Origin of the sequence: Seleniivibrio woodruffii (assembly GCF_004339245.1) — a bacterium.
Lineage (GTDB): Bacteria > Chrysiogenota > Deferribacteres > Deferribacterales > Geovibrionaceae > Seleniivibrio > Seleniivibrio woodruffii.
The window spans coordinates 277,916-297,254 of sequence record NZ_SMGG01000005.1; the positions used below are offsets into that span (position 1 = coordinate 277,916).

Annotated in this window: 15 protein-coding genes; 1 reads left to right on the forward strand and 14 read right to left on the reverse strand. The window is 49.7% G+C overall.

Annotation, left to right across the window (positions count from 1 at the left end):
- Positions 1 to 35: 35 nt before the first annotated feature.
- Entirely contained in the window at positions 36 to 629 is a 594-nt protein-coding gene (locus C8D98_RS10885) for a LolA family protein (RefSeq protein WP_132874176.1), read from the reverse strand.
- Positions 630 to 964: 335 nt separating this feature from the next.
- Between C8D98_RS10885 and C8D98_RS10890 the strand changes: the two genes are divergently transcribed.
- Positions 965 to 4,399 (forward strand): pyruvate carboxylase, encoded by a 3,435-nt coding sequence (locus tag C8D98_RS10890; RefSeq protein WP_132874177.1) that lies wholly within the window; start codon positions 965 to 967, stop codon positions 4,397 to 4,399.
- A gap of 287 nt (positions 4,400 to 4,686) precedes the next feature.
- Here the strand turns inward: C8D98_RS10890 and C8D98_RS10895 are convergent, their stop codons facing one another.
- The 13 genes from C8D98_RS10895 to C8D98_RS10955 all read right to left on the reverse strand — a co-directional run bounded on the left by C8D98_RS10895 (position 4,687) and on the right by C8D98_RS10955 (position 19,316).
- Positions 4,687 to 5,928, reverse strand: coding sequence for a hypothetical protein (locus tag C8D98_RS10895; RefSeq protein WP_132874178.1), 1,242 nt, complete (start codon positions 5,926 to 5,928; stop codon positions 4,687 to 4,689).
- Positions 5,929 to 6,033: 105 nt separating this feature from the next.
- Positions 6,034 to 7,833: an excinuclease ABC subunit UvrC gene (gene uvrC / locus C8D98_RS10900; protein ID WP_132874179.1), complete on the reverse strand. Its 1,800-nt coding sequence runs from the start codon at positions 7,831 to 7,833 to the stop codon at positions 6,034 to 6,036.
- Positions 7,833 to 8,192: a NifB/NifX family molybdenum-iron cluster-binding protein gene (locus tag C8D98_RS10905; protein WP_132874180.1), complete on the reverse strand. Its 360-nt coding sequence runs from the start codon at positions 8,190 to 8,192 to the stop codon at positions 7,833 to 7,835. The genes uvrC and C8D98_RS10905 overlap by 1 nt, the downstream gene beginning before the upstream one ends.
- An 81-nt stretch (positions 8,193 to 8,273) precedes the next feature.
- On the reverse strand, positions 8,274 to 8,651 hold the full coding sequence (locus tag C8D98_RS10910) for a NifB/NifX family molybdenum-iron cluster-binding protein (protein ID WP_132874181.1): 378 nt from the start codon (positions 8,649 to 8,651) through the stop codon (positions 8,274 to 8,276).
- A 73-nt stretch (positions 8,652 to 8,724) separates the two neighbouring features.
- Positions 8,725 to 10,725: a methyl-accepting chemotaxis protein gene (locus C8D98_RS10915; RefSeq protein WP_132874182.1), complete on the reverse strand. Its 2,001-nt coding sequence runs from the start codon at positions 10,723 to 10,725 to the stop codon at positions 8,725 to 8,727.
- A 206-nt stretch (positions 10,726 to 10,931) separates the two neighbouring features.
- Entirely contained in the window at positions 10,932 to 11,480 is a 549-nt protein-coding gene (locus C8D98_RS10920) for a 2-oxoacid:acceptor oxidoreductase family protein (protein WP_186434615.1), read from the reverse strand.
- 11 nt (positions 11,481 to 11,491) lie between these two features.
- A complete protein-coding gene (locus tag C8D98_RS10925) occupies positions 11,492 to 12,298 on the reverse strand; it encodes a 2-oxoacid:ferredoxin oxidoreductase subunit beta (protein WP_132874184.1) in 807 nt (268 codons plus the stop codon).
- Positions 12,298 to 13,431: a 2-oxoacid:acceptor oxidoreductase subunit alpha gene (locus tag C8D98_RS10930; RefSeq protein ID WP_132874185.1), complete on the reverse strand. Its 1,134-nt coding sequence runs from the start codon at positions 13,429 to 13,431 to the stop codon at positions 12,298 to 12,300. The genes C8D98_RS10925 and C8D98_RS10930 overlap by 1 nt, the downstream gene beginning before the upstream one ends.
- 15 nt (positions 13,432 to 13,446) lie before the next feature.
- The gene (locus tag C8D98_RS10935) at positions 13,447 to 13,641 is read right to left on the reverse strand and encodes a 4Fe-4S dicluster domain-containing protein (RefSeq protein WP_132874186.1); all 195 of its coding nucleotides are present in this window, start codon (positions 13,639 to 13,641) and stop codon (positions 13,447 to 13,449) included.
- Between the two features lie 158 nt (positions 13,642 to 13,799).
- A complete protein-coding gene (gene sucD, locus C8D98_RS10940) occupies positions 13,800 to 14,678 on the reverse strand; it encodes a succinate--CoA ligase subunit alpha (RefSeq protein WP_132874187.1) in 879 nt (292 codons plus the stop codon).
- Positions 14,679 to 14,689: 11 nt separating this feature from the next.
- Entirely contained in the window at positions 14,690 to 15,892 is a 1,203-nt protein-coding gene (gene sucC / locus C8D98_RS10945; protein WP_132874188.1) for an ADP-forming succinate--CoA ligase subunit beta, read from the reverse strand.
- A gap of 137 nt (positions 15,893 to 16,029) precedes the next feature.
- Positions 16,030 to 17,013: a malate dehydrogenase gene (gene mdh, locus C8D98_RS10950; protein ID WP_132874189.1), complete on the reverse strand. Its 984-nt coding sequence runs from the start codon at positions 17,011 to 17,013 to the stop codon at positions 16,030 to 16,032.
- A gap of 77 nt (positions 17,014 to 17,090) precedes the next feature.
- Positions 17,091 to 19,316: an NADP-dependent isocitrate dehydrogenase gene (locus C8D98_RS10955; protein ID WP_132874190.1), complete on the reverse strand. Its 2,226-nt coding sequence runs from the start codon at positions 19,314 to 19,316 to the stop codon at positions 17,091 to 17,093.
- Between the last annotated feature and the right edge of the window lie 23 nt (positions 19,317 to 19,339).

Below are 19,339 nucleotides of genomic sequence, written 5' to 3' on the forward strand. Positions count from 1 at the left end.
CTGACACCGTAATGCGCCGCATATAACGGCCAAAACTATTGATTGAAGATTTGTGTGTCTTTCGGGACACTGAGACTAAACACACTCTCCGCAATCTCAGGATCCGCCTTAACGTTTGTCAGCAGAATGCTTGTGTTGTTGCCGTTCTGGTCTTTGGTGGTAATACCTGTGACCAGTCCGTTCTTAACTGTAAAGGTTATGGCGTTTATGCCGGAGTTTTTCACCGCAGGGGTAAGTGTCAGCCTGCCTGTTGATTCGTTATATGCTACGTTGAAATCCTTTTTCATGTCTGCGGGGCTGAGCATCAGTCTCATGAAAGCGTTTGCTGTAGGGTCGAGCTTCTGCTTGATGAGCTGTTTTGTCTCGCTGTCGTAGAACTGCATCATCTTTGTATCGAACAGATAGAACTGCCTGTAGGGTTTCTGGTAGTCCCAGAGAGCTTTTGTTCTGCTTTTGATATAGAGTCTGCCTGAATATGTATCTGCTCCGAAACCCTCCAGCTCAGTTTTCTGGGTGAAGTCGGCGGAATAGCTCTTTATTTTGTCAAGCTGTGCCAGCACATCCGCAACGGAATCCGCATAGCACACAGCTGAAATCATCATTACCATAATAAAGATCAACTTTTTCATAATAAGCTCCTTTAACTATATAGAATATATAACCAAACTTTAGTTCTGTAAAGACAATAAGACTTTTTATCCATAGGATATTTTTAGTCATATTATCAATATTATACAAAATTAAAGTATGGCATTATTATATTATTCAATATGCATACCAAAATAATTATAAACCATTGTGTTAAATTGAATTTTGATATCATATGCAAATAAAAAGTGTATACAATATACAAACCAAACGCTTATTCATCCCAAAACTACTGCTAATAGCCGATTTTATACTATTGACAATTTAGATATGCTGTTATAATATCCGAAAATAAGGACACCAACGGGGAGCTAATATGAGAATTAAAAAACTTATGTCTGCCAACAGGGGCGAAATCGCCATCCGCACCTTCAGAGCCTGCACCGAGCTGGGAATCCGCACGGTTGCAGTCTATTCCGATGAGGACAAATACTCTCTGCACAGATACAAGGCGGACGAAGCCTACCTGATAGGCAAAGGTCTTGACCCCGTTGCAGCCTACCTTAACATGGACGAGATAATCCAACTGGCCATCCACAAAAAAATCGACGCAATCCACCCCGGATACGGATTTCTCTCCGAAAACGCAGTCTTTGCCGCAAAATGCAGGGAAGCGGGCATAATTTTTGTCGGCCCCTCACCTGAAACAATTGAGATGTTCGGCGACAAAAAGAACGCCAAAACACTGGCAAAGGAGTGCGGAATCCCCGTTATCGAAGGTTCCGCAGGAATAGTCCCCACCCTGAAAGAAGCCCTTGCAACATCCGAAGCAATCGGCTATCCCGTTCTGCTCAAGGCAGTTGCCGGAGGCGGCGGACGCGGGATAAGAGTGGCTTTCAACCCCAAAGACGTTGAAGACAACTTCGAATCCGCCAGAAGCGAAGCCCTTAAGGCGTTCGGCAACGGCGATGTCATAATAGAAAAATATATCGAACAGCCCAAACACATAGAAGTTCAGCTGATGGCCGACAAACACGGAAACATCGTGCACCTCTTCGAGCGTGACTGCTCAATCCAGAGACGTCACCAGAAGCTCATTGAGATCGCCCCTTCGGTCAACGTCGCCCAGAAGACACTGGACAGAATGTACGAAGCGGCAATAGCCATAGGCAAGCGTTCAAACCTCATAAACGCCGCCACCGTAGAGTTTCTCGTAGACAAGAATCAGGACTTCTACTTCCTTGAGGTCAACCCCAGACTTCAGGTCGAACACACCATAACAGAAAACATCACCGGAATAGATATAGTCCAGTCACAGATATTCGTAAGCTCAGGCGAACCCCTGAGCACAGCAAACACCGACATGGCCTCTCAGGAGACCATCCGCAAAAACGGATATTCCATCCAGTGCCGTGTCACCACTGAAGACCCCGAAAACAACTTTTTCCCCGACACAGGGGAGATCGAAGCATACAGAGTCGCCACTGGGTTCGGCGTGCGGTTGGATGCCGGAAATGGTTTTGCAAACGCCAAAATATCACCTCACTATGACTCCCTCTTGGTGAAGGTGTCCACCCACGCCCACTCATTTCAGCAGTCGGCGATGAAAATGACCCGTGCCCTGAGCGAATTCCGCATCAGAGGCGTAAAGACCAACATCCCCTTCCTTATGAAGGTGCTGACCCACAGCACGTTTATTGACGGCAAGGCATCGACAACCTTTGTCGATTCGTCCAAAGAACTTTTCGAATTCAAAAAACCCATGGACAGGGCATCAAAATCCCTGAAATTCCTTGCAAACAATATAGTTAACAACCCCTCAGGCTCAACACTGAGCAGAAGCATGGTTCTTCCGGCCATCAACCCGCCGCAGGTTCCCTTCGGAACCCCCATGCCCACAGGAACAAAAGATATCCTGAACCGCAAAGGGGTTGAAGGCGTGCTGAAACACCTGCGCACATCAAAAGAAGCTCTGTTCACCGACACAACATTCCGAGATGCCCACCAGTCACTTCTGGCCACCCGCCTGCGCACAAAGGATATGCTTGAGATAGCAGACCTTTACGCACACAACATGAGCGGACTCTTCTCTATGGAGATGTGGGGCGGAGCAACCTATGACGTGTCCTACAGATTCCTGAAAGAATCCCCGTGGGACAGGCTGGCACAGCTTCGTGAGCGTATCCCGAACATTCTGTTCCAGATGCTTCTGCGTGCGTCAAACGCAGTGGGCTACACAAACTACCCCGACAACGTGGTCAAACAGTTCATAAAACTGGCCTGCGAGAACGGAATGGACGTGTTCCGCATCTTCGACTGCTTCAACTGGACAGACCAGATGAAACCCGCCATCGAAGAGGTTAAGAAGCACGGACGCATTGCCGAGGCGGCAATCTGCTACACCGGCGACATCACCGACCCCAAACGCACCAAATATTCACTTAAATATTACACATCTCTTGCTAAAGAACTTTCCGAAGCCGGAACTGACATAATAGGCATCAAAGACATGGCAGGACTGCTGAAACCCTATGCGGCCAAGGCGCTCATAAAGGCCATTAAGGAAGAGACAGGCATGCCCGTCCACTTCCACACCCACAACACCAGCGGAAACGCCGAAGCGGCGGCTCTGATGGCTTTTGAGGCGGGTGCGGACATTATCGATGCGGCGGTCAGCTCAATGAGCGGACTCACCAGTCAACCCAGCATGAACTCCATCATGGCGGCTCTGGACGGTCAGCCCAAATCATCTTCACTCAGCAAAGACACCACCCAGCAGGTATCCGACTATTTCGACAGGGTGCGCAGATACTACTTCCCGTTCGAATCAGGGCTGAAAGCCTCCACAGCAGAGGTTTACATCCATGAGATACCCGGCGGCCAGTATTCGAACCTGATAGTTCAAGTAGAGGCCATGGGGCTCATCGACAGATGGGAAGAGGTTCGCAAGATGTACACAGCGGTGAATGCCGAGCTGGGCGACATCATAAAAGTAACCCCATCCTCCAAAGTTGTTGGCGACCTTGCGCTGTTCCTTGTCCGCAACAATCTGACAGTGGACGACATCTACACCAAAGGGGACACGCTTAACTTCCCCGATTCGGTGGTCTCATTCTTCAAAGGAATGCTCGGCCAGCCCTACGGCGGATTTCCCAAAGAGCTTCAGCGCATAGTCCTTAAGGGCGAAAAACCTCTGGAGTGCCGCCCCGGCGACCTCCTTGAGCCTTACGATTTCGAAGCGATGCACGGCGAACTTAAAGCCAAATTCGGCAGAGAGTTCACCGCCGAAGAGCAGATATCAAACGCTCTGTGTCCGGCTGTGTTCAAAGAATATGTAATGTTCGCAAACGAATACGGCGATGCCTCCATTTTCGACACGAGAGCTTTCTTTTATCCCATGCATCAGGAAGAGGAGATCGAGGTCGACATAGAAGAGGGAAAAACACTCATCATCAGATATATAAACATCAGCGAACCGGACGAAAAGGGACGCAGAAAAGTATATTTCGAACTGAACGGCCAGCCCCGCTCGGTCACAGTTAAAGACGAAAAGCTGTCTTCGGTGATAAAGTCCAACGCCAAAGGGGACATATCAGACCCGAAAGACGTATGCGCAACCATGCCCGGCAAGATAACCAAAATGAACGTGAAGAAGGGCGACAGTGTTAAGAAAGGTGATATCCTGCTCATCACAGAAGCCATGAAGATGGAAACCAAGATTGCGGCAGCCATCGATGCTGAGGTGGGAGATATCCTGCTTCAGGAAGGGGACAAAATAGAGTCGGGCGATCTGCTCATCCGCCTGACCTGATAACTGCAACTGCTCAAACAGAAGCCGCAAGTTTTTTATAGGAAAGCCCGTCAGAAGTGACGGGCTTTTTCATTTTTTCCGTCATTCTATTTGACAATTAATTATAAATAGACTCATACAGCCTTCGGCTAGCGAGGTAAAACGAAGAATCTAATCATGAGACCCTTCGCATCCGCTCAGGGTGACTCTATTTTTCCGTCATTCTGAACCCGAAGGGTGAAGAATCTCACCAACGAAGAGCTTACGACACAAAAAAGCCCGTCTTTTGACGGGCTTTTGACACATGCTTAGAATGACCAGCCTAAGTTGAACGTAAATCCGTCCGCATCATCAGCAGTCATATAGGTTACACCGCCTCTGAGACTGCTCAGATAGCCTTTTGTTTTGCCGCCCTTCTCCTTAACGGTCACTTTTGTGAATCCGTATGAGAAGCCTATTTCATTGTACTGGTCAATATACAGATCGGAGCCGAAATATCTTGTGTCGGTAACAAACAGTTCCAGCGATGTGGTTTTTGCCTCGCCGAAGGGCAGAGAAAGCCTGAGACCGTTGCGCAGAACCGTGTTTTTGATATCGGGGTCGATATCGTAGTCATCCCTTGAGAAGGGGATTGTTTTATAATAACCCGCCATGTTGCCCAGTGTCAGGTCATATTTGCTGACGTGGAAAACATATGAGCTGGTGAGTGAACCTGAAACTATCTGTCCCACTGAGCCGAGATCTATTGAACCCACTGCGCCGTAGCCGATAGCAGGAGTGAGTCTCCAGTCGTCGTTGACCTGATATCCCAGAGCAATTCCGAGGCCGAGGTTGTATGCAGTTGAATCCTCAACCGTCACCTGCGACATGGGGAGTCTGATCGCCAGAGAGTTCTTTGAGCCGTTGAAACGGATGGTATATGCCAGAGGCAGAGCATATTCCTTGCTCTTAACGCCGTTGACAGTGTAGTTGCTGTATTTTGCGAACACGGAGATCAGGTTTGCGTTCAGCTCGGGAGCCTGCTGTGCGTTGATCTCTATCACACTTGCTTCGGGGCTGACAGCCATGTCATAGTCCATGGACGACATACGGCTCATCAGAGACGAAGGGTTGCCTGCGATTGGGTCTGAGGGGGTGTCGGACGCCAGTTTCTGCATAACTTTTGTCAGTGCGCTCTGTCCGTCCTTCTTAAACCAGTCTTCGAGCTTATCGGAGCTTTCGTCCCTGTCTGCGCCGTCAAATTCCTCGTAAACACCGGCGGAAGGGATGCTCAGAATATACTTGTTAGAGTTGGGGGCAATGGTGAGTGTTGCGGGCAGACCTCTGAAATTGATGGTGAGGTCGGCTCCGGAAGTATTCTCATCGAATCCGGGAAAATAGGGAGATATCTTTTCCACATCGAAGTTATCGAAAAGATCCTCAACTTTTGAGAAGTTAAGACTGTAGGAATCGCCTCCCGATTCCACTGTGAGGTCAAACAGTCCTGCAAAGGCCGAAAAAGGCAGCATAAGCGTTAATGCCGCAGCTAATATCAGTTTTCTAACCGACATACTATCCTCCTGTTATGGTTCTCCATAATTTTACCACAACACAAGGGATTATCAAATGCCACTGAAAATATAACACACGGGGATTAAAAGGATATATTGTTGAAATTAAACGAATTTTATAAAACCGACAACTTTCTCCGCCAGCGGCAAAGGTATTTTGCACATTGATGAAAGCTTCTGCGGCGTAAGTGTCTTTTCGTTGTGGATATCCGGATAGACCTCAAGAATTTTTTTAAGGGATTTTTCGCCCATACCTTCGATATCCAGAAGGGGCGATTTTTTGAAGTCTTTCAGGGCGATTTTCCGGCTGTATGTGATGGCAAATCTGTGCGCCTCGTCCCGTATCTTCTGTACGAACAGCAGAACGGGGTTGTTCTTTTTCAGGTTCAGGGCGTTCTTTCTGCCCGGCAGATGGATGGATTCGATGGAGTCCTCCTGCCTGTCCTTCATAAATTTTATTGAGCGACCCTTGGAGATGGATATGAAATTGACGCTCATCCCCTGCTCCTCCATGGCTCTCAGAGCACTGTTCAGCTGACCTATGCCGCCGTCAACGATATACAGGTCAGCCATAGGCTCGCTGCCCTCTTTTATGTTCTCGAACTTACGGCTGAAAAGCTCGTAAATCGATACGAAGTCGTCGTTCTCTGCGGATTTTATGCGGTATTTTCGGTATTGCGGCGGCGCAAATTCACCGTCCACCGTAACAACTGAAACGCCCACTGTGCCCTTGCCGCCCAGATGGGAAATGTCCACGCATTCCACCCGTTTTATCTCGCCCTCATAGTCGGTTATCTCTTTCAGGCGCAGGCTGATATCCTTTCTGCGGCTGAGTTTTTTCATATAAAGTTCGGTCTGCACCTTGCCGTTCTCAAGCCCCAGAGCATAAAGCTGGGAGAAGCCCCGCTTTCGCAGAACAACCTTGCGGCCTGCGCTCCGCTCCACTGCATCGTGGAGGGTTTCGGTCTCTTCAAGGCCGAACACTGATATCATCTCCGGAAAGCTCACAACGGACGAGTAGAGCTGTAATATGTATGATTCCAGCACCTCTTCAGGGTTCTCATCCTCAAATATATCCGTGCGGCTGCCGATCAGTTTTCCCCCACGGACAAAAAGAACTGTGATGCCCGATACGTTTTCAAAAGTATGGGGCACGAACACGTCGATGCTCCGCTTGTCCTCCGCCAGAACCACAGTCTGCTTTATGAACAGCTTTTCTATGTTGCGTATCCTGTCCCTGAGTTTCGCCGCCTCTTCAAAATCCATCCGGTCGGACAGGCGCATCATCTCCGCCGTCAGACGCTCTTTTATGCCTTCGTAGTCGCCGTTGAAAAAGTCCCGAACCTCTTTCACCATGTCCGAGTATCTGTTGCGGCTGATGAGGTTTTCGCAGGGACCCAGACACTGCTTTATCTGATATTTCAGGCAGACCCTGCCCTCTTTGAACTTGGTGTCAGTACAGGTGCGCAGGGGAAACGCCCGCAGAATCTCCTCGGTTATGCCTCTCAGGGCGGCAACCTCAGTATAAGGCCCGAAATACTCTCCCGCATGCCCTGATTCACGGGTGATAAGCAGTTTCGGAAATTCGCCGTCGGTTATGCGGATATATGGATAGCTTTTGGAATCTTTAAGCCGGACATTGTAGCGGGGTTTTTCGGTTTTTATGAGATTGTTTTCCAGCAGAAGGGCTTCGGCCTCGCTGGTTGTGACCACAAACCGGAAGTCCCTTGCGGCTTCCAGCATCTTCAAAGTTTTCAATGGTTTGTGTTCTAGATCGGTAAAGTATGACGAGACCCTGTTCTTGAGATTTTTTGCCTTGCCGACATACAAAATCTCGTCATTCCTTCCGATGTAGAGGTAGATTCCGGGGTTCTCCGGAACGTCTTTCAGCTCAGGCTTGAACATCAGCCGTTACAGTCGCATTTGCCCTGATCGTAGCCATAGACGCTAAGGCAGCCCTTACGGTAGTTCTCAAGGTCGTTCTCAACGATGCCGTCTTTCGCCTGAAAAACGTGCACTCCGTGATCCATAAGTTTGTGGAGTGCGCCGGGGCCGATTCCGCCCGTAATAACCACTTCCACACCCTGATTCGCAAGCTCTATGGAAGGGTTGCAGGAGCCTGATGTCTGAAGATCCTGAGCATATATCAGTCCGGCCTCGTTTGTGTCCGTTTCATAGGTTATGAAACAGGGAGCCGCACCGAAATGGTGTGTGATGACGCTCTTCATGCCCTGAAATGCGTCAACAGGAAAGCATAACTTCATAATTAACCCCCTCTGAGGTTCAAAATTACTCAAAGGGGGTGATTTGTCAAGAAATAACCAATATTTAAAGTGCCTGAACTGTCAATGCCCGCAGGAGTGAGTACCGCCGCCGCAGAGATTTTCATTTCCGCCGAGCTTTGTCAGCCTGTTCTGCATAAAGTTCTCTGCATCCATTTTAACGGCACCGTCCTTCGCCTGATAAACACTGACTCCGCCGTCCATAAGCCTCAGCATTGCCCCATGGCCTATGCCGCCAACAATGACCGCATCCACACCTGCCCCTGCAAGAGCCGCCGCAGGGTTACATGCCCCATGCTCGTGCACAGCATTTCTGTTATTGATGAACCCTGTCCGCTGTGTGTCGGTATCAAATGTCACAAAACCCGGCGCAGAGCCGAAATGTCCGTAAATAGGGCTGTCCAGCCCACCGTCCTCTTCTACAGGAAAGCAAATTTTCATAGTCCACCTCGTTGGTTTCATTCACAACCTACAAGATATGGGCATATGCCAATAAGTCAAGTATTTATTTAATTTACTTAACTTTAAACCTCTCCATACTTCTTTTCAGCGAGTCCGAAATCTCTGCCAGTCCTGAAGAATTTTCAGCTATATGATCCGCAGTGTTCTTAACTTCAGATGAAATGTTGGCAACTCCTCTGATGTCGTTGTAGATCTGGTCGCTGGTGGCTGCCATCTCATGGGTGGCGGATGATATGTTGCCCACCATGCTCTGAAGTTTTGCGACCTCCTGCTCCAGCTCGCTCAGAATCTTTGCGACATGCTCGGAAGAGGTAACTCCGGTGCTCACCTGACCTGTGACCCCGCCCATGGACGACGTCACCCTGCCCACCTCCGTTCTGGTTCCGGCAACGAGGGATGATATCTCCGTTGTGGCCTGCTGTGTCCTTTCGGCCAGCTTTCGCACCTCGTCCGCAACAACAGCGAACCCTCGCCCGTTCTCTCCTGCTCTTGCCGCCTCTATCGCCGCATTGAGAGCAAGGAGGTTTGTCTGGTCGGCTATGTCGCTTATCACACCCACAATGTTGTTTATCTCTTCCGACTTCCTGCCAAGTCCCTGAACCAACTCAGCTGACTCATCCACTGTGTCTTTTATTCTCATAACGCCGCTGAGTGATTCCTCAACGGCTCTTTTACCTGAGTTCACTTTTTCCCATGTGAGTCTGGCGAACTCTGATATATCGCTGAGGTTCTTTGCTATATCGTTAGTGGTACTGTTCATTTCCGTTGCCGCAGTGGCTATGACGGCTGTGCTTCCGGACTGCTCCGCCATTCCCGCCGAAAGCTCCAGAGCACCGGATGAGAGGTCACTGCTGGACGTTCGGAGAGTATCCGCTGTCAACTTAAGCTCCCTTATCATCCTGCTGAGGCTTTCGGTCATCTCTTTCACCGAATAGACCAGACTGTCACTGTCCTTTGCAGAAGTGCTTATTTCAGCCGTAAAATCACCTCCGGCAACCCTGCGCATAACGCCTATGACATCATCCGGCTCGCCGCCGAGGCTTTTGACAAGTTTGTTAACCGTTACAAAAACTATGATTATTATAGCCGCCGTGGCCAGAACAGCTATGATGAAAATCGTTGATTTGAGCACATCGAGCACCGAGAATATCTCCGAAAAGGGGATCTCCGCACCCAGAAGATATGTGTAGTTAAGTTCGTCAATTTTAAGAGGTGTGTAGATTATGAAATGGTCACTGTCAAAATCGCTCACGGACACACCCTTTTCCAGAGCCTCTCCGGCTTTGGGGGATTCCAGAGGTTTGCCCTCCAGTTCCTTATCTTTATGGGCAAGAAGTGTGAGATTTCCGGAAGCGAGGAACGCAAAACCTGTGTCATAGATACTGATTGCAGATACCATATTCTCAACATCATCCAGAAGCAGGTCGACACCCGCAACACCCACAACCTTCCCGCCGGACTTGAAAGGATAGGCCACAGTGACCGTCATTATGTCCTTTCCGTCAAATGAATAGGTGGCGGGTTCGGCAATATACGGCTGTCCGGTTTTCAGCGGTTTCTGATACCAGTCGCTTACCGAACCGCTCTCATACATTGAAGTGGTGAACGATCTTGCTATTTTGCCCTTGTCCCTGTAAGGCATGGGGCAGAACTGCCCCTTCTCGTTTGTTCCGTCGGCCTGTGTTCCTGCCAGTTCGGCATCTTTTCCGTCATAGGCGTTCGGTTCCCAGACTATCCAGACATCAAAGAACTTGGGGTTCTTCTGCAATACCCTCTCAAGCATATCCAGCACTTCACCGCGGCTCACTGTGCCTCCGTGGGAGGTCAGAAGTTCCGCTGTGTCCGACAGGGATTTTGAAACCGCCAGTGCCTCGCCGACATCCGCTTTAAGCTCGTTTCCGTACCTGTGTGAAAGGTTTTCGGCATCGCTAACGGCTATTGCCTGAATATCCCCCTTCATAAGGTTGTAGATGATAAGGTCGGCGGCTATGAACGCAGCAACCACTGAAATAATGACCGGCAGTAGCATCTTCATTCTGAAGGACAGTTTCATGGGATCCTCCGCTTGTGTGTTAACTGGATGATAATATAAAACATTCAGCAATTTCGCAGGTAGTTGTCAGAGACTTGTTATGTATAGATTTTAACACCGACATTTGGAGAATCAATAAAAAGACGGGTCGGACAAGTCCGTACAGGCACAAAAAAAGCCCCGCATCAAAGATACGGGGCCTTAAAACCTTCCGGTTTAAATGGTTCTTAAAGGGCTTTTGCGGCCTTCGCAAGTTCGATACCTGCGTTGATCGCATTTTTGTTCAGCTCTTCCGTTCCTTTGGGAACTCTGGAAAGAACTGCCTTCTCAAGGGTTTCGGGTTTAACGAAACCGCATATCTCGTTCAGTGCGCCAAGTGTTACAACGTTTGCAACCATAGCCTTGCCGACTTTTTCAGCGGCAGTGCGGATGATAGGCATCATGTACACTTTCCAGTTGCCTGCGGGCACTGTTTTAACCATGAGATCGTCCAGAATAAGAATTCCGCCGTCTACAAGGTCTTTAGAGTATTTGTCAGCTGCTTCCTGAGTAAGAGCCACGAGAACATCGGGAGCCATTACCTTAGGATAGTAGATCTCTTCGTCGCTTATGATAACTTCAGCTTTGGACGCACCGCCTCTTGCCTCGGGTCCGTAGGACTGAGACTGGATGGCTTTTTTGCCTTCGAGAACGGCAGCGCCGGCAGCGAGGATGATCCCAGCTGTGATCATACCCTGACCGCCTGAACCGCTGAGTCTGATTTGATGTCTAGCCATTATATCACCTCTTAGCTCAGCCCGACGCTTGCGTCGTATGCTTCAACGTATTCGGGCTTGGAAACTTCATGCAGAACGCCGATGGGGAACTTGTCCGCTTTATCTTCGTCAGACATTTTATCCCACTGTGCAACGTTTACAGAATGATCTTTCTGCCACTCGATCATGCCTGCGGGGCTTGCAAGTTTGTTCTTGCGTCCGTAGCCTGTGGGGCATCCGGCGATGATCTCAACAACAGAGAAACCTTTGTGCTCAAGAGCCTGCTTCATCAGCTTTTCCATGGGAACAGCATGATAAGTTGTTGTTCTTGCGACAAAAGTAGCGCCAGCACCGATAGCCAGTTTGGCAATGTCGAACTGGTTGTCTGCGTTGCCGAAGGGCGCAGTTGTAGCACGGGCAGATTTAGGCGTAGTGGGTGAGTACTGACCGCCTGTCATACCGTAGATGAAGTTATTGAACACGAAGCAAGTGATGTCGATGTTACGACGGCAAGCGTGGATGAAGTGGTTTCCGCCGATAGCCGTCATGTCGCCGTCACCGCCGAGAGCGATAACTTTCAGATTGGGGTTTGCAACCTTAACGCCGGTTGCGAAGCCCAGAGAACGTCCGTGTGTTGTGTGGAGTGTGTTGAAATCCACATAACCGGGAAGACGTGATGCACAACCGATACCGGATGTCATAACAACGTCGTCCTTTTCCCAGCCAAGGCTGTCGATGGCACGGATCATAGATTTCATAATGATACCGTAGCCGCAGCCGGGGCACCAGATATGAGGTATTTTACCTTTTCTGAGGTATTTGCTGTAATCGTAAGCCATTATTTGCCCCCTTTGATTTTGTTGAGGATTGTAATGGGGTTGATCGGCTCGGAGTCGATCTGGAATATTCCTTCGACTTCGGGCATGCCTCTCATCACTCTCTCAACTTCCAGAGCGGTCTGGCCGAGGTTCATCTCAGGCACGATCACTCTCTTCACTTTGCCTCTGTATTTGGCAAGGTGTTTATCGGGGAAGGGCCAGATTGTAAGGGGTCTGAAAAGACCTACCTTGATGCCTTCCGCTCTTGCAAGCTGAACTGCTTCTTTTGCGGAACGGGCAGTTGAGCCGAATGCAAAGATAAGTATCTCAGCATCGTCACACAGAAGCTCTTCCACATGAACTATTTCGTCGTAGTGGTCGTCCACTTTCTTCTGCTGGCGGATCTCGTCAGCCTGAGCCAGTTTACCGTCGTTTGAGGGGAAACCGTCGGGAAGGTGGTTAAGACCGGTTATGTGATAGCGGTAGCCTGAACCGAAATCGGCCATAGGAGCTACGCCGTCAGCTTCGGGTTTGTAGGGCAGATAGTCTTTAGGGTCGCAAGTGGGACGCTTGCGGTCGATGACCTCAAGTTCGCCGGGTTCGGGTATCTCAACTGCCTCTCTCATGTGACCGATGATCTCATCTGTCAGCAGAAGAACGGGCATACGGAATTTTTCAGCGAGGTTAAACGCTCTCACTGTTTCGTTGAGCTGCTCCTGAACTGTTGAAGGAGTCAGAGCGATACAGGGGTGGTCTCCGTGTGTTCCCCAACGAGCCTGCATAACGTCAGACTGTCCGGGACCTGTGGGCAGACCTGTTGAAGGGCCGCCTCTCATAACGTTAACGATAACGCAGGGAATTTCGGTCAGATAACCGTATCCGAGGTTCTCCATTTTGAGAGACATACCGGGGCCGGATGTTGCGGTAAGTGATTTTTTTCCGGCAATAGAGCCGCCAAGAGTCGCTGCCATAGCAGCCAGCTCGTCTTCCATTTGGATAAATCTTCCGCCCACTTTGGGCAGCTTCGCAGCAAGTATTTCTGCGACTTCAGTGGAAGGCGTGATAGGATAGCCGGCGTAAAAACGACATCCGGCGTAAAGAGCACCTTCACATACAGCTTCATTCCCCTGAAGGAACTTTACTTGTTTAGCCACAAATTCCTCCTAATATTATTTCTTATAAACTTCGATAGCAAAATCAGGACATCTTAACTCGCACTGCATGCAGGCGATACATTTGTCGAGATCTTTTACGGCGGCCTTGAAATCTTTCATTTCAAGGGCGTCAACAGGGCAAAGTTCTACGCAAATCTCGCAACCCTTGCAGAGATTGACGTAAATTTCAATTTTTTCTGCCTTAGCCATTTACCTCTCCTTATAGACTTTCGTAATTTCCTCATCCCTGCGGGAAATCACGCTATCGCTACGATTCAGAACTGCTTCATAACTTATGAAGCTCCGGCTTCTTCTCCCCGTCAAACAAATCTGCGGTTAAACCGCTGTATGTAATAAAAAATGCTCCCTTATCTACCCAGAACCTCGGCAACTTTTCTGCCGATGTCCGCTGGGGAATGAACCACATGCACTCCGCATTTCTGCAAAGCTTCCATCTTGGCTGCGGCTGTGTCGTCGCCTCCGGAGATGATAGCTCCTGCGTGTCCCATTCTTTTACCCTTCGGCGCAGTCTGTCCGGCTATGAAGCTGACCACGGGTTTGGAAAAATTCTGTTTGATCCATTCCCCCGCCTTAACTTCCGCCTGACCGCCTATCTCGCCGATGAGAACGACGCATTCTGTCTGTGCGTCATATTCAAACATCTCAAGCAAATCTATATATTTCAGCCCTATTATGGGGTCGCCGCCTATGCCTATGCATGTGGACTGGCCGAACCCGTAATCGCTTACCTGCTTGACAGCTTCATATGTCAGTGTTCCTGACTTGCTGATGATTCCTACAGTTCCGGGGGTGTGTATCTCGCCCGGCATGATGCCCATTTTGCACTCTCCCGGAGTAATGACTCCAGGGCAGTTCGGACCTACAAGCATAGTGCGGGATGTTCCCGTCTTCATCATTCTTTTAACCTTGAGCATATCCTTTACGGGAATGCCCTCGGTGATGCACACGCAGAGGTCGAGGTTAGCGTCCACAGCCTCCATGACAGCGTCTGCCGCAAATGCCGGCGGAACATAGACTATCGATGCGTTGCATCCTGTTTTTCTGACGGCCTCCATCATTGTGTCGAACACCGGAGTTCCGTCTATCTCAGTACCGCCCTTACCGGGGACAACCCCCGCAACAATGTTGGTTCCGTATTCTTTCATTCTGGCCGCATGGAATCTTCCCTGTGAGCCGGAGAGACCCTGAACGACCACTTTTGTTCTGTTGTTTACCAGTATGCTCATGTGACCCCTCCCTACTTCTTAGCCTGACGTTTGTGAGGCTCGCTCTTGGCCAGCTCAACAGCCTTCTGAGCCGCATCGGCCATCGTATCGCCTGTTACGATGCTGATCCCTTTGGTTGCCGCTCCGTCTTCGAGGATCTTTCTGCCTTCCGCAACATGGGTTCCGTCCAGCCTGACAACTATGTGTCTGTCGCTCGGAACCTCATCCGCCGCTTTCAGAACACCCTCGGCTATGAGGTCACAGCGGACTATGCCGCCGAATATATTTACAAATATCACCTTGACCTTGGGGTCGGTGAGAATGATCTTGAACGCTTCCCGCACCTTGTTAACGTCTGCGCCGCCGCCTACGTCGAGGAAGTTTGCAGGCTCGCCGCCGAAGGACTTTATGATGTCCATTGTGGCCATCGCCAGACCCGCTCCGTTTACCATGCAGCCTATGTTGCCGTCCATGCTGACGTATGACAGGTCGAATATGGACGCCCGAACCTCCTGAGGTTCAAGCTCGCCGTAGTCCTTCATCTCTTCTATCTTCGGGTGTCTGTAAAGAGCGTTGTCGTCAACTGTCATCTTTGCGTCCAGACACACTATCTCGCCTTCGCCTGTTACAACCAGCGGGTTGATCTCAAGCATCATGGCGTCGTGGTGCACAAAACACTGATAGAGCTTCTCTGCCACATCGGCAAACTTGTTCAGCAGATTGGACGGAAGTCCTATCTTCTTCGCCAGCTTGCGTCCCGTAAACTGGCTCATGCCGAGCACGGGGCTGATGTGTTCCTTAAAGATCGCCGTGGGGTTGTTCTTCGCAACCTCCTCGATCTCCACTCCTCCCTCCGAACTTGCGATTATCATGTGCTGTTCGGAGTCTCTGTCCACGAGAAAACTGAGGTATATCTCCTGCTTGATATCCGTAGCCTTCTCTACCAGTATCCTGCGGACAATCTTTCCTTCCTCACCCGTCTGCTTGGTGACAAGTTTCATACCGAGCATTTTGGTGGATTCGTCGTAAACGTCGCCGTAAACGCTGACCACTTTCACACCGCCGGCCTTTCCCCTGCCGCCTGCGTGAACCTGAGCCTTGATCACCCATTTTTCGCCTTTCAGCGCCTTTGCCACCCTGAGAGCGTCGCTGGCCGTTGAGGCCACTCCGCCGTCAGGAACGGGAACACCGTAGGATCTTAAAAGACCCTTTGCTTGAAATTCATGCAAATACATGGCTCGCCCTCCTTTTGTCATCACGGATTTGGAATATAGCATTTATGTTCATAAATACCTTTTTAGCAAGCCCTTTTTGTAAAGGACGAGCCATGTTATTTAACGTTTATTACAGGTCAAAAATTCTTAACTTATGCTTACTTAAGGAAGCTAAGTCTCTTAAGGTCTTCAACGAGGCCTTTAACTGAGTTTACAGAAACGTCGAACATTTTCTGCTCTTCAGCATTCAGGTCAACTTCGATGATTCTCTCAACGCCGCCTTTGCCGAGAACAACGGGAACGCCTACATAGTAGCCGTTAACGCCGTACTGGCCGCTGAGTTTTGCGCATACTGCAAGAACTCTTTTCTGGTCGCGAAGAACAGCCTCAGCCATCTGGATAGCTGAAGAAGCGGGAGAGTAGAATGCAGAGCCTTTCTTAAGCAGAGCAACAACTTCGCCGCCTGCCGCTTTTGTGCGCTCAACCATTGCAGTCATAACTTCCTGAGCTTTTGCTTCGCTGCCGTATTTCTTAACGAGCTGCTCCATAACCGGAACGCCGTTCACGTTTGCATAGCGAACAAGGGGAACCATAGTGTCGCCGTGGCCGCCGAGAACCATTGCGTTAACGTCTTTAACAGACACGCCGAGTTCCCATGCGATGAAAGTTGCGAATCTTGAAGAGTCAAGAACGCCTGCCTGACCGTAAACTCTCTCAGCGGGAAGTCCGGAAACTTCCTGAAGAAGTGTAACCATTGCATCCAGCGGGTTGGAGATAACGATTACATGAGCTTCGGGGCAATATTTGCCGATGTTCTCAGCAACAACTTTGATGATGTTTGCGTTTGTAGTGAGCAGGTCGTCTCTGCTCATGCCGGGTTTTCTGGGAAGTCCGGCTGTAACTATAACTATGTCGGCGCCTTCAAGACATGCGTAGTCGTTAGAACCTGTCAGCATAACATCAAAGCCGTCAACTCTTGAAGCCTCAACTATGTCAAGCTGTTTGCCCTGGGGCAGGTCTTCAACGATGTCGAACATTACAACATCGCCAAGCTCTTTAAGAGCTGCCAGCTGGGAAAGTACCCCGCCGATGTTACCGCCGCCCACAAGAGCGATTTTAGGTCTGGAGAATTTAGTGCACATTTAAGCCCCCTACGTTATTTTTGGTCATTTTTTTAAAAAAAGGCGTCCGCCCTCTTATTGCGGACGCCTGAGCTGCATTATATAGAGTCGATGATCTTGTTCAGCGTTGCGCTGGGTCTCATTGCTGCAAACGCTTTAGCCGCATCGGGTCTGTAGTAGCCGCCTACGTCTGTGGGTTTGCCCTCAGCCGCAGCTATTTCAGCCGTAATTGCAGCTTCGTTGTCTGCCAGAGCTTTTGCGATGGGTGCAAACTTGGCAGCTGTCTCTTTGCATTTTGTCTGAGAAGCCAGAGCCTCTGCCCAGTAAAGAGCAAGATAGAAGTGGCTGCCTCTGTTGTCGATCTCGCCTGCCTTTCTTGAAGGTGCTTTGCCGTTCTCAAGGTGTTTGCCGATTGCGGCATCCAGAGCGTCGGCATAAAGCTGTGCCTTCTCGTTTTTGAAAGTGGCTGCTATGTGCTCCAGAGAGGGAACAAGCGCACAGAACTCACCCAGAGAATCCCAGCGGAGGTGACCCTCTTTCAGGAACTGGGAAACGTGCTTGGGAGCGGAACCGCCCGCACCTGTCTCGAAAAGACCGCCGCCCTGCATCAGGGGAACGATTGACAGCATTTTTGCAGAAGTTCCAAGCTCAAGGATGGGGAACAGGTCTGTCAGGTAGTCTCTGAGAACGTTACCTGTAACAGAGATTGTATCCAGTCCCTTTCTTGCTCTCTCGCAAGAAACTTTTATAGCATCTACAGGAGTTTTGATGCTTATGTCAAGACCTGTAGTGTCATGATCTTTCAGATATTTCTCTACTTTTTTGATAAGCTCTGCGTCGTGAGCTCTTCTTGCATCCAGCCAGAAGATGGCGGGAGAGCCGGAAGCTTTTGCTCTGTTAACGGCAAGTTTCACCCAGTCCTGAATGGGAGCGTCTTTTACCTGACATGCTCTGAAGATGTCTCCGGTCTTAACGTCCTGAGAAAGGAGTGTCTTTCCTGCTTCGTCAACTATGCGGATAACGCCGTCGGCGGGAGCGAAGAAAGTTTTATCGTGTGAGCCGTACTCTTCGGCCTTCTGAGCCATCAGACCTACGTTGGACACTGAACCCATTGTTGCGGGGTCGAATGCGCCGTTTTTCTGACAGTCTTCGATGATAGCCTGATAGATGGTTGCATAGCATCTGTCGGGGATTGTGCATATGCAGTCGTGAAGCTTGTCGTCACGTCCCCACATCTGGCCGCCGTCACGAACGACAACAGGCATGGATGCGTCGATGATCACATCGTTGGGAACGTGCAGGTTGGTGATGCCTTTTGCGGAATCAACCATTGCAAGCTCGGGCTGAACTTCATAAACAGCCATAATGGCCGCTTCGATCTCAGCTTTTTTGTCAGCGGGAAGTTTTGCAAGTTTTGCGTAAACGTCGCCCAGACCGTTGCTGGTGTTAACGCCTATCTGCTTGAATTCAGCCGCATATTTCTCAAATACGGTCTTGTAGTATACTTCAACGCAGTGGCCGAACATTACGGGGTCGGACACTTTCATCATTGTAGCTTTAAGGTGCAGAGAGAAGAGCACGCTGTCTTTCTTGGCGGCTTCGATGGTCTCTGCGTAGAAAGCACGGAGTTTTGCAACGTCCATGTGTGTGGAGTCGAGTATTTCGCCTGCCTGAAGAGACAGTTTGTCTTTCAGAACCTGAACGGAACCGTCTTTGCCCACGAACTCGAACTTGACTTTTGTGGGAGCGTCGACTGTAACAGCTGTTTCGTTGCCGTAGAAATCGCCGTCTTTCATGTGAGCAACACGTGTCTTAGAGGGCACGGGCCACTGCTTCATCATTCTGTGGGGTTTTTTCTGTCCGAATTTTTTAACGGATGCAGCCGCCCTTCTGTCGGAGTTACCCTCACGCAGAACGGGGTTAACAGCTGAACCCAGAACTTTTGCATATCTTGCTTTGATCTCTTTTTCTTCTTCGGTTTTAGGCTCTTCGGGATATTCGGGAACATCGTAGCCCTTTGAGCGGAGTTCGGCGATTGCCTCTTTAAGCTGGGGGATTGAAGCTGAGATGTTAGGAAGTTTGATTATGTTTGCTTCAGGTTTCTGAGTCAGCTCGCCCAGCTGAGTCAGGTAGTCTTCAACCTTCTGGTCGTTTTTAAGTTTTTCGGGAAAGTTTGCAAGAATCCTTCCTGAAAGAGAGATGTCTCTTGTTTCAACTGAAACATCTGCGTTCTTTACAAACTGCTGAACGATGGGGAGCAGTGAGTAAGTCGCCAGTGCAGGTGCTTCATCAATTTCGGTCCAGATGATGAGTTGCTTTGACATGATTTCTCCTTATGCGATTGTTA